The following is a 14,339-nucleotide window of genomic DNA, read 5'->3' as shown; positions in this document are numbered from 1 at the left end:
TATAGCACAGGATTTGATAGAATAGGGACAGATCTACTTGTACGTACATGTTCAGAGGGGATGCCCGGGACGACCGGGGGCTTTATGGGGCAATTGCACGAATTCGTGGGAGGATGAGGACAATGAAATCGACTCAAGGGGATTCCGTATTGGACGCATGGCTGGACCAAAGCTTTGATTGCGAATGCGGCAAACGGCATGAGGTGCCGATCCGCCGCATCGTCATCGAGCGCGGCGCATTGGAGGCGGTGGCCGGCTATGTGAAAGAAGCCGGCTACAGCCATGTGACGCTTGTTGCGGACGGCAAGACGCAGCAAGCGGCGGGAGAAAAGCTGCGCGGGCTGCTGGAAGCGGCGCAGCTCAACGTTTCGGTCAGCGTGATTCGCGAGAACGCGCTGGGCGAGGTTGCCGCCGACGAGGAGGCGATCGTGCAGGTACTGCTCGATACGCCGCTGGCGTCGCAGGCGCTTGTGGCCGTGGGCGCGGGCACCGTCCACGACATCGTGCGCTTCGCCGCCCACCGGACGAAGCGGCCGTTCTTGTCCGTGCCGACGGCCCCGTCCGTCGACGGCTTCGCGTCCGTGGGCGCGCCGCTGATCGTCCGCGGCTTCAAGCAGACGATCGCCTGCTCCGCCCCGGAGGCGATCTTCGCCGACCTCGCCTTGCTGGCGGAGGCGCCGCAGGCGATGGTCGCGGCCGGCTTCGGCGACATGCTCGGCAAGTTCACATCGCTTGCCGACTGGGCGCTGGGCCGCCTGCTGCTGGACGAGCACTACTGCGAGCTGTGCGCGCGGCTGACCGTGCAGGCCGTGGAACTGTGCACGGCCCATTTGGACGAGATCGCCGCGCGCAGCGACCTCGGTATGCAAAAGCTGATGGAAGGCCTGATTTTATCCGGCCTTTCGATGCTCCTGATCGGCCATTCGCGGCCGGCCTCGGGGGCGGAGCACCATCTCTCCCATTACTGGGAGATGGTGCTTCTGCAGCAGCGTCGCCGGGCGCTGCTGCACGGCGCGAAGGTCGGCGTCGCGACCGTGATGATGGCGCAGCGCTACCAGGCGCTGCTCGCGGTCACGGCCGGCGAGGCCGCCGCGCGCCTCGCGCAAAGCGCTGTCCTGGGCGGCGCGGCGGATGCGGAGCGCATCCGGCAAGCCTACGGGGACATGGCCGGGCAGGTCATCGCCGAGAACTTCCCGGCGGATGCTGCGGCCGTCGATGCGCGCGCGCTGAAGGCGCGCATCGCGGAAAAATGGGGCGATGTGCAGGACATCGCCCGTACGGTCCCTGCACCCGAGCAGCTTAGCGCGTGGCTCGCGGCGGTGCAGGGACCTTTGACGCCCGGGCAGCTCGGCGTGGAGCCGGAGCTGGTTGAGGCGTCACTGCGGGATGCGCTGTTCGTGCGCAACCGGTTCACGATCTTGCGCTTGCAGCGGCTGCTGTAAGCGCCGAGCAAGGCGGCAGAAAGCGATCTTCGTTGCTTTCTGCCGCCTTTTTGTTGGCGTCCTTTGGGAGCGCCGCTCGCTCAGCGCAGCGGCTACCCTGAAACCAACACGCCGGAGCCGGTAACCCATCTACCTGGTTGCGCGTAAAAAACCTGCAAAAGTACAGTTTTTGCTCGACGGATACGTTATCCACGACAAATTCCTGCAATTGTGCAGCTTTTTCGCCTCGAACATGGGCTCAGATTCATTTTCATCGAAAATTCCTGCACAATCGCAGGCTTTTTGACCAAATGAACCATTTTTGCAGAAAAAACCTGCACTTTCGCAGTTTTTTCAGTATCAAGCCGCTTGATCCCCCCACTTCAGCTCTGCAATCCGAGCATGGAGTGGCGTGGGATTGGAGAAGAGCGGCTATGCCCCCTCTAACCTAACAATCTGTTTTTCGCAGGTTTTTTACGCGTTTTTAGAGTTCCGTCTCTCCAATGTTCGTTTTCTGGTGCAGCTTGAAAAGTACAGCTTTGTCGATGCAAACGGGCCGTTTCGGGGAAAAGTCTGCGATTATGCAGGAATCTCCAGTTTAGATGGACTAGAACGGTAGTTTTGGTGGAAAAAGCCGCAAATGTGATCGACCGACCGCCGCCAAGCAGCGCAACACCACGCACTGGGAGTTACGCGCGGTGCGAAAAAGTCCAATGAATTTCCCCTTACATGAGAGGAGGGGCATTCGCCTCCATTCCTATGCGCAATCTGGCGCGGAAGGTGTGGGAGTCCTGCCATTTAAGCGTTCTGCACGATGGTGAGTTAGTCGTGCTGCACCAGGCGGAGAGCCCCGGAAAGATCCGCATTTCCATCGAAGTGGGCTCCAAATTCGACGCGCTGCATACGGTATCGGGGCGGCTCCTGCTCGCTCACCTTCAGCAGGAAGAAAGAGAGCGTTATTTGGCGGAACACGAGGGGTATCAAGCGGCGGATGCCGAAGAGCGGCAGTGCATCGTCTCGGAGCTGGATATGAAATCCATATGTGGATCGCGATATCGCCGTGCTGGCGGGCAATCCGAAGGTCGGGCTGGCGGCCGCTGTGGCCGTGCCCAGCCTGATCGTATCGGGGAGGCAACTGGCGATCGAGCTTTTAAGGAAAGAACTGACCTTCTGCGCGCTTGAAATTACGAAAGCTATGGGGCTCAGCTCCGCTTCCGAACAGGGCTGATTTTTTGGCCTTTTGCATCGGCAAGAAAGCCGGTCTTTCACGTCTGCGGCAAAAATTTCGGGAAACTTATCCTCCATGAGTGCATAGGATTGTAATACACAATTCACCATCACGAGCCGACCTGGCATCACAAAGGGGGCTGTGAAAGGAGGTACCCATGGACATATTTAAAAGAATCACGGAGCATCGTACGGAGAAGGAAATGCTGGCCTGGACCGGTACGTTCGCGGAGTACATAGAGCTGGTTCGCAGTAACCCTGGCCTCTCGAAAACCGCACACTCCCGTGTTTACGAAATGATCGCGTCGCAAGGCATTAACGATGAAACCGGCAATAAATCTTACAAATTTTTTAATCAGGAAATGTTCGGCCTTGACCGCGCTATCGAGAAGCTGGTGGAAGAATATTTTCACTCCGCCGCCCGCCGTCTGGATGTCCGCAAGCGGATACTGCTGCTGATGGGGCCTGTCAGTGGAGGAAAATCGACCATTGTGACCATGCTCAAGCGGGGGCTTGAACAATTCTCCAAAACGGACCGCGGTGCCGTCTACGCCATTAAAGGCTGTCCGATGCATGAAGATCCGCTTCATTTGATTCCGCATGAGCTTCGCTCCGAAGTGGAGCGCGAGCTCGGCGTGCGCATTGAGGGAACTTTGTGCCCGTCCTGCCAAATGCGTCTGAAAACGGAGTACAAAGGATGCATCGAGGACGTGCTCGTCGAGCGCGTGCTTATTTCCGAGGAAGGGCGGGTCGGCATCGGGACGTTCAGCCCGTCGGACCCCAAATCGCAGGATATCGCGGATTTGACGGGAAGTATAGATTTTTCGACCATCACGGAGTACGGCTCCGAATCCGACCCGCGGGCTTACCGTTTTGACGGGGAATTGAACAAGGCGAACCGCGGCATCATGGAATTTCAGGAAATGCTCAAATGCGACGAGAAGTTTCTTTGGAACTTGCTGTCTTTGACCCAGGAGGGCAACTTTAAGGCAGGCAGGTTTGCGCTTATTTCCGCCGACGAGCTGATCATCGCGCATACGAACGAGACGGAGTACAAATCGTTTATCGCCAACAAAAAAAATGAAGCACTGCAATCGCGGATGATCGTGATGCCGATTCCTTACAACCTCAGAGTTGCCGACGAGGAAAAAATTTACTACAAACTCATCGGGCAGAGCGACATGTCGCACATTCATATTGCTCCGCACGCCTTGAGAGTCGCGGCTATTTTCTCGATTCTCACGCGACTGAAGGAAACGAAAAAACAAGGCATGGATCTTGTCAAAAAAATGCGCATGTATGACGGCGAAGCCGTCGAGGGCTACAAGGAAGCGGATTTGAAAGAGATGCAAAACGAGTTTATCGAGGAAGGCATGAGCGGAATCGATCCGCGGTATGTCATTAACCGCATCTCAAGCGCCTTGATCCGCCAGGATCTTCAGTGCATTAACGCGTTGGATGTGCTTCGCGCCTTGAAAGACGGGCTGGATCAGCATCCGTCCATCACAAAAGACGAGCGGGAGCGCTACCTCAACTTTATTTCCATAGCGCGCAAGGAATACGACGATATCGCCAAGAAAGAGGTGCAAAAAGCGTTCGTCTACTCTTTTGAGGAGTCGGCCAAAACGCTGTTTGACAATTACCTCGACAACATCGAAGCCTACTGCAACTGGGGCAAAATTAAAGATCCGCTTACCGGCGAGGAAATGGATCCGGATGAGCGGCTGATGCGCTCGATCGAGGAGCAGATCGGCATTTCCGAAAATGCAAAGAAAGCGTTCCGCGAAGAAATTCTCATTCGCATTTCGTCGTACTCCCGCAAAGGCAAAAAATTCGATTACAGCAGCCATGAACGGCTCCGCGAGGCGATTGAGAAAAAGCTGTTTGCCGACCTGAAAGATATTGTGAAAATCACGACATCGACCAAAACGCCGGATGAGAAGCAGCTTAAGAAAATCAACGACGTAACGAAACAATTGATCGACGAGCACGGATACTGCCCGGTTTGCGCGAACGAACTGCTCCGCTACGTAGGCAGCCTGTTAAACCGGTAATCCCGCTTGGTCGAAACGAAGACCGCCTCCCGAATTTGCGGATTCAGGGGAGCGGCGCGATGAAAACCGGCGTGCCGCGAAGAGAACTCGCACCCGGTGCTCCCGGTGTGATGTAAAAACCGCCGCGCGCAGAACGCCTGCAAAAGCACCATCGGCGGAGGCCGCGCGCGGAAAGCGGCAGAAGCACCGCCGTCGGTGGCCACCACGCAGAACGCCTGCAAAAGCACCATCGGCGGAGGCAGCGCGCGGAAAGCGGCAGAAGCACCGCCGTCGGCGGCCACCACGCAGAACGCCTGCAAAAGCACCATCGTCGGCCGCCGCACGCAAAAAGCCTGCAAAAGTGCATCTTTTTGCGCCGCGATATGCCGGATGAGGATTATTCCTGCAAATCTGCAGTTTTTTTCGCTAAAATGCGGGTCTCCGCCCACGTTGATCGGAAATTCCTGTACAATTGCAGGCTTTTCACTGAAATGAACCATTTTTAGGGAAAAAACCTGCACTTTCGCAGGTTTTCTCCCTGCCAAGCAGCTTCGCGCCTCCCACTTCGGCGTGCCAACCCGAGCGTGACGGCGGGGAAGAGTGGCTGCGCCCTCTCTGAGTCCTCTTTCGCCGGTTTCGCGAAAGCTGCTGCATCGGCCCCTCCGGCCCGATGGACGTCAAACCCTCCACGGAACGATCGTACCGTGGAGGGAACGCTCCGCCCGGGGCCGGCGGAACGATGAAAACGGGCGCGCCGGCCCTCCGGCCGCTCAGCGCCCAAAAGCCTCCATCCCTTACGGATATGGAGGCTTTATTCCGTATCAAGGGGAGACCCCCTTGATATTTTTATAAGTGGGCAACGTGATTTCGACAACCGTGCCCTGGTTCATTTTGCTTCGGATGTGCATGCGGCCGTGGTGGTTTTCGATGATCCGGTAGCTTACCATGAGACCGAGTCCGGTGCCTTTTTCCTTCGTCGTATAGAAAGGCTCGCCCAGCCGCGGAAGCCTGTCCTCCGGAATGCCGACGCCGTAGTCGGTAAAGACCAGGGCGATTTCGTTTTCACCGTGGAGCCGGGCCTCGACGAATATTTCCCCGCCATCCGGCATGGCGTCAATCGAATTGTTCAGGATGTTGATGCACACCTGCTTGATCTGGTTCTCATCGCAGTGAATCGGCGGCAGGCCGTCTGCCAAATTGCTGGCGATTTCCACATTGTTCATGATCGCCTGAGAGCTGAGCAGGGCAATCGTGTTCGTTAAAATCTCCTTGATATCTTTGGGCTGGAAAGAAACGGCTTGCGGTTTAGCGATGACGAGGAATTCGCTTACAATAAAGTTAATCCGGTCCAGCTCGGAGAGCATAATGTCGTAATAATGCCGGTAATCGGTAGTTTTGTTTTGCAAAAGCTGGACAAATCCTTTGAGCGAAGTAAGCGGATTGCGGATCTCATGGGCGACACCGGCGGCGAGTTGTCCGACGATGGAAAGCTTTTCAGACTTGATCAGCATTTCTTCCGACCTTTGCTCCTCCGATATATCTTTGCAGATCGCATATACGCCGGCGATTTGCTCGTTGACAATAATGGGCACGTTGATCACGCTTAAGGATACCGGCTGCCCGAGCTTGTGAATGAACGAAATCCGGTAAGTTTGCGTTTCGCCCTCCAAAGCTTTTTGAAAATGCTGCTCCCAATGCTCCACGTCCTGCGGAACGATCATGTGCTTCATCGATTTTTGCAGCAGTTCGTTCGCAGGGTAGCCGGTTATTTTCTCCGTAGCCGGATTGACACTTATAAAAATGCCGTCCGAATCGAACGAACATATCGCATCGGGATTGTTTTCATACAATGACTTGTACCGCTGCTCGCTTTGCTCCAACAGCTTTTCGGCCCGCGCCCGTTCGTAGATCGCCTGAATCATCGCATAGGATCTGTAAAACTGATCGTCGCCGTTCTGCGAAATCATTTTACGGAGCTTTTCGTCGGAATCGCTGTCTGCAGGGAAGCCCTTATCCTGCTCGTGGCTGGCAATGCGAAGCATTTCCATCACATTGGTGATATGTTCGCGATGAATGCGCGCCGCGGAGGCCGTTTTGGAGAACTGCTTGCCTGGAGTGCCCAAATAGACGATGCCCTTGCCAGGATCGTAGTCGGTAATATAGTTCATATTGACCAAATTCGTCTGATCGATCAGCCGGAATCCGTCTTCATACAGCCATTCTTCAAAAGCATCGGGAGAGGAGCAGTAATAATAAGCGTCCTCCAGCGTATGGATGATGTACTCCTTGTTGCGGATACATTCAATCTTGACTACGTCTTCTGATGAGATGAGCAGCGTTTTCGAACCGCGTTTACCATCGCGAGTAACGGGTATCTTGGGCATACTTTCAACTCCTGGTCCATTCATGCTGTATGAATCTCATTATACAGTTTTCTGTGAAATATTTCTTTATTTCGTATAAAATCGGAGCAAAAACAGGATTGCAAAGCAAAGTATGAAAACGATTTAATACAATTATATACATTATGTAACATTTTTGTAAATTTAAAAAGTTCAATCTAAGAAAACCTTGATAAATCAAGTGTTATTTATGTTTACCTCACTTTCGCTCATCACCAATTCCGGGAATCGGAACGGGTGTTTTTGTGACAATAATATCCTGAGCTGATTGTCCGGCAGGTGGATTGAAGTGTTTAGCGTTTCATGTACAAGTTACAAAATAACTGTATCGGTGGTTAGAGAAGGGGACGACTAGCCCCCTCCTACTCAATTTCTCATCGTATAGGCAAATTATTTCGATATTGATTTGGGGTCAGTCCAGTGTACTTCCTAAAAACTTGAGAGAAGTATTTTTCATCTTGATAACCGACTTGATAGGCGATTTCACTAATTTTGATCCCAGGATTAGAGAGCAACTCTATGGCACGGTCGATTCGGATCTTATGCAAATATTCTAAAAAACCCATGTTTAATTGCTGTTTAAAAAGAATACCCAGGTAGCCAGGGGTTATGAAAACTTCTCTTGCCACTATGTCTCGGCTGATATCTTTGTTGTAATTTTGATTTATATAAGCCAGAGCTTCTAGAAATATCCTATTATTGTTTTTGGATGAGTTTATTTGATCACTTATTCCGCACATAATCCCTGTTATTACACTTTTAATCACATCCATGCTTGAACTAGTGAGGATCTTTGACAGCTTTGGGAAATCCTCGACGAAGATTTCATCGGTATTTATGTTTTTTTCGATACAAAAGTGAAACAAACTAAAAGCTAGAGCAAGCATGGAGTTGAGAACATGGCTTTTCGAGCTGCTTTCGGGTTTTAATGCATAATGAAATGCATTAAACTTTTCGACCATTACTTCCCGACTACCAGAGATAATGGCCTGAATAATGGCTTTCTCTTCAGAAAGGGGATATGAAGTTGCTTCTATATCCTCCTCCATGTAATTAACGATTTTTTCCGAGCCTTTAAAAAACCGTTTTTCTAGTGCATCTACAGCTTCACGGTAAGATGAATGAAGGTAGGAAATTCCCTTGTCCATACTTCCAACACCTATTGAAATTGTAAGTGGAAGATGCTGACTAACTCCCGTTTGTAACTCCATCATAATCCCCTGGAAAGCCATCGTATCAATCCACTGATCTGTGTTAAGGATCAATACAATGCTGTCCTGATGTTCAAAGGCTGCACAAACGAGCGTTTGCGAAAGTATTTCTTCCGTGATATTTTTAATCGCAAACTTAAACAGCTCAATCTCCTTATAATTGAATTTTTGTTCCAACGTGTAAAAATTATCAATTTCAAGCACCAGAACGCCAAACAACATCTTTGGAAATGTAATGTGGTTAAGGCTTAGCATCGCTTCAAGACGATCAGATGGGGGACGCTCTGATAATACCAAGCGACTCAATGTCCGGTCCCGTAACAAAGGCAAGCTACTTTGAAAACCAATACGTAATTGGTCCAACGCTTCACTTTGCTTTTTTTCTTCGTTAATATGATTTGCTTGTTTCTTGATAACGTCCAGAATCTCATCCGGCCGGCTCGGTTTTAATAAATATTCGCATGTGCCGAACGTCATGGCTTTTTGAGCATAAGCAAATTCATCGTATCCACTGAAAATAATGTTACGAATGCTAGGATATAATACCGACACTTCCTTAATTAACTCGAGGCCATCCATAACTGGCATTCGAATGTCAGTGATCATGATGTCTACTGGGAATTGTTTAATTATCTTGAGCGCTTCAGCCCCATCACAAGCTTCACCTGCAATATGGATGTCATGCGAATTCCAATCAATTGCATTTCGGATCCCTTCACGGGCACGCCTTTCATCGTCAACTATCAGTAAGTTAATCATAAGATTACCTCCCTCTCGCCCTGATTTAATGGGATTCGAAGAAATACTTTTGTACCTACACCAATCTGACTCTCCACTCTTAGCGTATATTGATCATTATAAAAGTGCTGCAAGCGTGCAAAAACATTGTGAGTTCCGTAGCCGCTGGTATCGCTCGAAAGATTGGACCTGCTTGGAGGGACGTATTTCATAATTTTATTTATTGTAATTTCATCCATCCCGATTCCATCATCCTCTATCAGAAATTCAAGATTGTTGTTGACTAAATTACCAGAAACTCTAACTGCTCCACCTTCATGTTTTTTCTCAATTCCGTGTATTATTGCATTTTCAATAAAAGGTTGAAGAATCAGTTTTAGAATGACGTAATGATCAAGCTCAGATGGGATTTCAATGCTGTATTGAAGCTTTTCCTCAAATCTCATCTTCTGAAGAGCGAGATAATGGCCGATAAGTTCTTTTTCCTTCGCTACACTGGTTAGACTGCTACCACGGTTTAAATTAAGCCGAAGCAGCCGAGAAAGACTAATAATCATATCGGAAATTTTTTTGTTTCCGGAAGTCTGAGCTTCCCAAAAAATTGTATCCAGCATGTTATAGAGGAAATGTGGGTTAATTTGTGCTTGCAAGGCTTTGAGCTCTGCCTCTTTTTCGCTAAGTTTAAGCAGATAGACATCATTTACTAAGGTTTTGATTTTCGAAACCATACTGTTATATCCCCTGCCAAGTTCACCAATCTCATCTCGATATTTGATGTTCACGCGTTCTTCGAAATTTCCATTTTGAAACCTCTTCATAGATCTCTGCAAAGCTTTAATTGGTGCTGTAAGGAAGATTGTGCAAACCAGCATTAATGGCAAACTTAGAATTAGGCATATGAAAATTAAGATGAACGTGAATTCTTTTATAGCATTCAATTCATTTGTGAGGAAAGCAAGGGGGACCGTGTAAAAAACACGCCAACCTAAGGAATCCATCGTGCTAAAGGTGACTAGCAATTTTTCACCGTTTACTGTTACGATTTTGGTCCCTGTTAGCGATTTGTCATCTATACCGTTTAAAACCTTTATGAACCCATCCATCTGATATTGTGGCATTCCTGCTTGCATTAATAGCGTACCTTTCTGATCCAATAAGACGATACCATGATCATTATCATAAAGATTTTTTAGATAAAGCTTTCGGACCGTTTCCGTGTTAATGCCCAAAAACAATAATCCGATATGTTTTCCGTTGTAAACATTACGTACGATTCTGCTCATGCCAATCATTTCATTTTGGTCATCGTGAACAAATGTATTTTTTTTATCCGTTAACGGAAACCAAAGTGGAGCACCGTTTTTCTGAAGAATTTGCGAATAAGTTGGACTTTCGTGAATATCGGAAAGCGCATAGGGATTGCTGCCGTTGCCAGTGGATTCACTAAAAAGAGGGTTCTCCTTGGTTCCGTAAAGGGATAAGTAATCAAAAATGCGGGTAGTCAGCATGTAATCCATAATGGAGGCTGTTGGTCCATTATAAAGGGTGTTCCCTAGTGACTCACCTGAGCTGCCTCCTTGTGAAAGTTCAGATTGAATGGGCTGAGAAGAAATGAATACGGTTGCCCAATCCTCAACTTGCTTACGCATGGAGGATATGCTGTTCCCGATCTCTCTTATGATTCCAATGTTGGTCGTACTAACTTTATCGATAATCTGTTTTTTGACTGTCTGGTACGAATAAAAACCTATTGAAAGCGTGATCAGTGCGATAACTGAATAGAATACGACGAAAATTTTGAGACGTATGCTTAAATCCAAGTAAAGTCTTTTCATAAGGTTCGCCGCCCTTTCCTCATCAAGGTGTCATTCTATCAATTATAATCACGTGTTCGAACGGGAACAATATGGGTGTTGCTAACAGTTACGAAATTTCAACCTTACTGTCTTTTTCTCCGCTGAAATTTCACGATGTCCATGATAAGATTGCTCACGTAGCAACAAAATGAACTTCCAAGGGGGAATACAAATGCATAGAAAGACTGCAAGCAAATTGCTCTTCGCATCACTAGGTCTGATGGTTCTATTGACAGCATGCAACAATGACAATGGCAATTCGAGTTCCAGTCCAAACTCCGCTACGGATTCTGCAGCACCGGCTAAAAAAGTAACGTTACGTTTCTTCTCGAACTTGCCGGATCGGAAAGCTGGTCAAGGACTTGCTGAACAAACGATTATTAACAATTACATGAAAGAGAACCCGAATGTAACAATCGAGGTTGAAGCACTAGGGGAACCTTTCTCAAATAAGTTAAGAACTTATATGGCATCGAACGAACCAATTGATATCACTGCAGTATTTGGTGGAGCAGAACTAAATGCTCTGCGGCAAGCCGGATATGTAAAAGAATTGAATCCTAAAGATTATAACAACGATAGCTTCGGTTTCCTGCCGGGTTCACTTAAGAACTTTACGTATGAGAGCAAGCTGTACGGACTACCTAGGAGCAGCGACTATGAAGTCATTTATTACAACAAAAAATTGTTCGAAGATAACGGCGTGAAAATACCGACGACAACCGATGAACTGATCGCTGCCGCGAAGGAATTCCGTAAAAAGAACATTGCTCCAATGTCTATGAATGGTAAGGATCAGTGGAATCTGGCGGAGTTGTACCAAAACGTTGTTCAGCGCGTAAATGGCGATCAGCAAGCCATTCTGGATGCAGTGGACGGCAAGAAGTCCTTAAAAGATGATCCAAGCTTCCTCGAGGGGGCGAAGATTTTCAAACAGTTCCGGGATGCAGGTCTGTTCCAAGACGGCTTTATGACGGCTGACTATGGAATGTCCCAAAACCTGTTTACGCAAGGGAAAGCAGCAATGTGGTATATGGGTTCTTGGGAATCTGGCATGGCTACAAATGCAAGCCTTCCTGAAGAGTTCCGAAACAACCTGGACGTTATTAAATTCCCTGTCGTAAGCGGCGGAAAGGGCAAAGATACCGATTTGCAGGCGTGGAATGGTGGAGGCGTTTCCCTAGTCAGTGCGTCCCCACATCCGGAAGAAGCAAAGAAATTTTTTGATTACATGATGGGTGCTGGGCAATGGCCTAAAGTAAGCTGGCAAGTTGGAGGCCTTGTGCCGGCACAAAAATATGAATTGGCAGGCAATGAATCCAAAGTCCAAAAGCAAATGAGTGACATTCTTACAAGTGCCACATCCACACCAGGTATCTCCTGGATTGACCATGGTACCCCTAGCTTAAAAAATGATATCCAAAATGTATTCGGTGAATTCTTCAGTGCATCATCTTCGCCTGAACAACTGGTCGACAGGTTACAGGCAGCAATTGATAAACAATCAAAATAAGTAAAGTATGGGTCAAGGCTAGGCTAAATGTGTGGGGTAGGGCTGAGTACCTGCTCCATACTTTTAAAAGTATGAGGTGGTGCATCATGCAAAAAGTACTCAGTAATAGATTGTCCATTTTAATTTTTGTTTTTCCAGGGTTACTGTTATTTTTATTTATGTTTCTGGCTCCGATTATTTTAAGTGGATATTATTCTTTCACGGAAACAATGGGACCAGGAACGAAGATTACGATGGTTGGTATGGACAATTATCGAAATTTACTGTTTCATGACAAGCAGTTTTGGGTTTCGTTGCGAAATGCTCTTCTGCTCGGTCTGGGTTTCATCTTTATCCAACATCCGCTATGTATCTTTTTTGCTCTCTTGCTGGACCGGATCGGAGGTAAGGCTGAGAAGATTTTTCGCACGATTTTCTTCATCCCCTGCGTAATTTCAGTTGTCGTTATCGCAAAAATGTGGCTGTCCATTCTCGATCCCAATTTTGGCATATTTAATAAGTTCCTTATTTCAATCGGTTTGGGGTCGTTAAAACATGCTTGGCTGGCTGATACGAACACGGCTTTGGGGGCAATGCTCCTTATCTTAATTTGGTCGGGATTTGGATGGGGATTATTGTTTTACTATGCGGGAGTCAAAGGAATACCGGAGGATATGTATGAGGCGGCGCGATTGGATGGAGCTTCCGGATTTAAACTTCATTGGAAGATCACGGTCCCTCTTTTATCCCCGGTAATTACGATTCAGGTTACTCTGGCGATTATCGCGGCGTTGAAACAAATGGAAGGAGTTTATTTGACCACGGGCGGCGGTCCTGGAGATGCCACGCAATTTTTAGCCGTTTATTTATATAACAAGGCATTCAAGGCAAGTGAGTATGGATATGCCAATGCAATCTCGATATTGTTTATTATCATTTGTTTAATTGCCTCCTACATCAGCAATAAAATCACGAGTCGCAACTCAGTTGAGTATTAGGAGGTTTGGGGAATGAAATCATTGAAGAAAGTTTGTCTATGGATATGTTGTATCTTAGCTGCTCTTGTGCAGTTATTTCCTCTGATCTGGTTGGTGAATTACTCTTTCTTGGATAGCAGTGAGTTTTATTCATCGGAACTTATTAAGTGGCCGAGCTCACCAAAGTGGGGAAATTACGCAAATGCTTGGGTTGATGGTAATTTCTTGAAATATCTTACAAATAGCATCGTCGTATCAGGCGTCTCGATTGTTCTTACGGTCTTAATATCTATAATGCTGGCCTACGCATTCACCCGAATGAGGTGGAAATTCAGAGGCATCTTTTATACGATCATTCTGCTTGGTATCATGATCCCTCTTCACGCAACTTTGCTGCCTGCCTTTGCTATGTTTAAGACATTAGGGTTGAGGGATAGTTACTGGGCACTGATTTTGCCTTATACAGCTGTAAATGTACCATTAGGAATGTTTATCCTTTCAGGATTTATGCGTACTATTCCGTCTGCGCTTGAAGAATCAGCGATCATTGACGGTTGCGGTATCTTTAGACTTGTATTTCAAATTATCCTTCCATTGATGATGCCTGCCGTCGTCACGGTTGCGGTCAACTCCTTTTTGACTTGTTGGAATGAATTCATTATGGCAGCAACGTTTTTAAGTAGGGATACTTATAAGACATTGCCGTTTTCAGTTCAGAATTTTACAGGTTTGTACTCATCCGATTACGGCTCTCAGTTTGCCGTAATGGTATTGATATCGGTACCAGCAATACTTATCTACGCGCTATTTAACGAACAGATTACTAAAGGTGTTACGGCAGGCGCGGTAAAAGGGTAGCTTGGGTCAGAACCATTTAAAGAGAAATGATTTTCTGGGAGAAGATGAGCAGTTTAGACCCAAATTAAGTTGCATTGAAGAATGGAAGTGAACTAAATGAGAATGAAAGGAGGGGTGAGAGGAA

General features: G+C 47.9%; 11 protein-coding genes and 1 pseudogene. 8 read left to right on the top strand and 4 right to left on the bottom strand.

Annotation, left to right across the window (positions count from 1 at the left end; translation table 11 throughout):
* Positions 1-122 precede the first annotated feature (122 nt).
* From AC3G2T_RS23005 to AC3G2T_RS22985, 5 genes and pseudogenes are all read left to right on the top strand, one after another.
* Entirely contained in the window at positions 123-1,442 is a 1,320-nt protein-coding gene (locus AC3G2T_RS23005) for a sn-glycerol-1-phosphate dehydrogenase (RefSeq protein WP_488437047.1), read from the top strand.
* 397 nt (positions 1,443-1,839) lie between these two features.
* Positions 1,840-2,040 (top strand): hypothetical protein, encoded by a 201-nt coding sequence (locus AC3G2T_RS23000; RefSeq protein ID WP_488437046.1) that lies wholly within the window; start codon positions 1,840-1,842, stop codon positions 2,038-2,040.
* A gap of 110 nt (positions 2,041-2,150) precedes the next feature.
* Positions 2,151-2,396: pseudogene (locus tag AC3G2T_RS22995) on the top strand (IclR family transcriptional regulator domain-containing protein); the annotation flags it as partial.
* Positions 2,397-2,463: 67 nt separating this feature from the next.
* Positions 2,464-2,649, top strand: a complete 186-nt coding sequence (locus AC3G2T_RS22990; RefSeq protein WP_474683671.1) for a hypothetical protein — start codon at positions 2,464-2,466, stop codon at positions 2,647-2,649.
* A 157-nt stretch (positions 2,650-2,806) separates the two neighbouring features.
* The gene (locus AC3G2T_RS22985) at positions 2,807-4,702 is read left to right on the top strand and encodes a PrkA family serine protein kinase (RefSeq protein WP_488437045.1); all 1,896 of its coding nucleotides are present in this window, start codon (positions 2,807-2,809) and stop codon (positions 4,700-4,702) included.
* Here the strand turns inward: AC3G2T_RS22985 and AC3G2T_RS22980 are convergent.
* The 4 genes from AC3G2T_RS22980 to AC3G2T_RS22965 form a co-directional block, all read right to left on the bottom strand.
* Positions 4,675-5,226, bottom strand: a complete 552-nt coding sequence (locus AC3G2T_RS22980) for a hypothetical protein (protein WP_488437044.1) — start codon at positions 5,224-5,226, stop codon at positions 4,675-4,677. The two genes, AC3G2T_RS22985 and AC3G2T_RS22980, sit on opposite strands and share 28 nt — an antisense overlap.
* A 276-nt stretch (positions 5,227-5,502) precedes the next feature.
* Positions 5,503-7,065 (bottom strand): PAS domain S-box protein, encoded by a 1,563-nt coding sequence (locus AC3G2T_RS22975; protein ID WP_474683509.1) that lies wholly within the window; start codon positions 7,063-7,065, stop codon positions 5,503-5,505.
* A 392-nt stretch (positions 7,066-7,457) separates the two neighbouring features.
* Positions 7,458-9,053, bottom strand: coding sequence for a response regulator (locus tag AC3G2T_RS22970; protein WP_488437043.1), 1,596 nt, complete (start codon positions 9,051-9,053; stop codon positions 7,458-7,460).
* The gene (locus AC3G2T_RS22965) at positions 9,050-10,867 is read right to left on the bottom strand and encodes a cache domain-containing sensor histidine kinase (protein WP_488437042.1); all 1,818 of its coding nucleotides are present in this window, start codon (positions 10,865-10,867) and stop codon (positions 9,050-9,052) included. Before AC3G2T_RS22965 ends, AC3G2T_RS22970 begins: the two co-directional genes overlap by 4 nt.
* Before the next feature lie 193 nt (positions 10,868-11,060).
* On the opposite strand from AC3G2T_RS22965, the gene AC3G2T_RS22960 reads away from it, so the two are divergent.
* The 3 genes from AC3G2T_RS22960 to AC3G2T_RS22950 all read left to right on the top strand — a co-directional run bounded on the left by AC3G2T_RS22960 (position 11,061) and on the right by AC3G2T_RS22950 (position 14,215).
* A complete protein-coding gene (locus AC3G2T_RS22960; protein ID WP_488437041.1) occupies positions 11,061-12,401 on the top strand; it encodes an ABC transporter substrate-binding protein in 1,341 nt (446 codons plus the stop codon).
* Positions 12,402-12,487: 86 nt separating this feature from the next.
* Positions 12,488-13,378, top strand: coding sequence for a carbohydrate ABC transporter permease (locus AC3G2T_RS22955; RefSeq protein ID WP_474683513.1), 891 nt, complete (start codon positions 12,488-12,490; stop codon positions 13,376-13,378).
* Between the two features lie 12 nt (positions 13,379-13,390).
* Complete coding sequence (locus tag AC3G2T_RS22950; RefSeq protein ID WP_488437040.1) at positions 13,391-14,215, top strand: carbohydrate ABC transporter permease; 825 nt, start codon at positions 13,391-13,393, stop codon at positions 14,213-14,215.
* The last annotated feature ends 124 nt before the right edge of the window (positions 14,216-14,339 follow it).

This window comes from Paenibacillus sp. sgz302191 (assembly GCF_057749925.1).
This window is presented reverse-complemented; position numbering and strand designations above follow the sequence as displayed.

Bases quoted from the DNA above. Each gene is read 5' to 3' on its own strand.
- AC3G2T_RS22970 (WP_488437043.1), bottom strand. From the start codon at position 9,053: ATGATTAACTTACTGATAGTTGACGATGAAAGGCGTGCCCGTGAAGGG.
- AC3G2T_RS23005 (WP_488437047.1), top strand. From the start codon at position 123: ATGAAATCGACTCAAGGGGATTCCGTATTGGACGCATGGCTGGACCAA.
- AC3G2T_RS22960 (WP_488437041.1), top strand. From the start codon at position 11,061: ATGCATAGAAAGACTGCAAGCAAATTGCTCTTCGCATCACTAGGTCTG.
- AC3G2T_RS22985 (WP_488437045.1), top strand. From the start codon at position 2,807: ATGGACATATTTAAAAGAATCACGGAGCATCGTACGGAGAAGGAAATG.
- AC3G2T_RS22950 (WP_488437040.1), top strand. From the start codon at position 13,391: ATGAAATCATTGAAGAAAGTTTGTCTATGGATATGTTGTATCTTAGCT.
- AC3G2T_RS22955 (WP_474683513.1), top strand. From the start codon at position 12,488: ATGCAAAAAGTACTCAGTAATAGATTGTCCATTTTAATTTTTGTTTTT.
- AC3G2T_RS22975 (WP_474683509.1), bottom strand. From the start codon at position 7,065: ATGCCCAAGATACCCGTTACTCGCGATGGTAAACGCGGTTCGAAAACG.
- AC3G2T_RS22965 (WP_488437042.1), bottom strand. From the start codon at position 10,867: ATGAAAAGACTTTACTTGGATTTAAGCATACGTCTCAAAATTTTCGTC.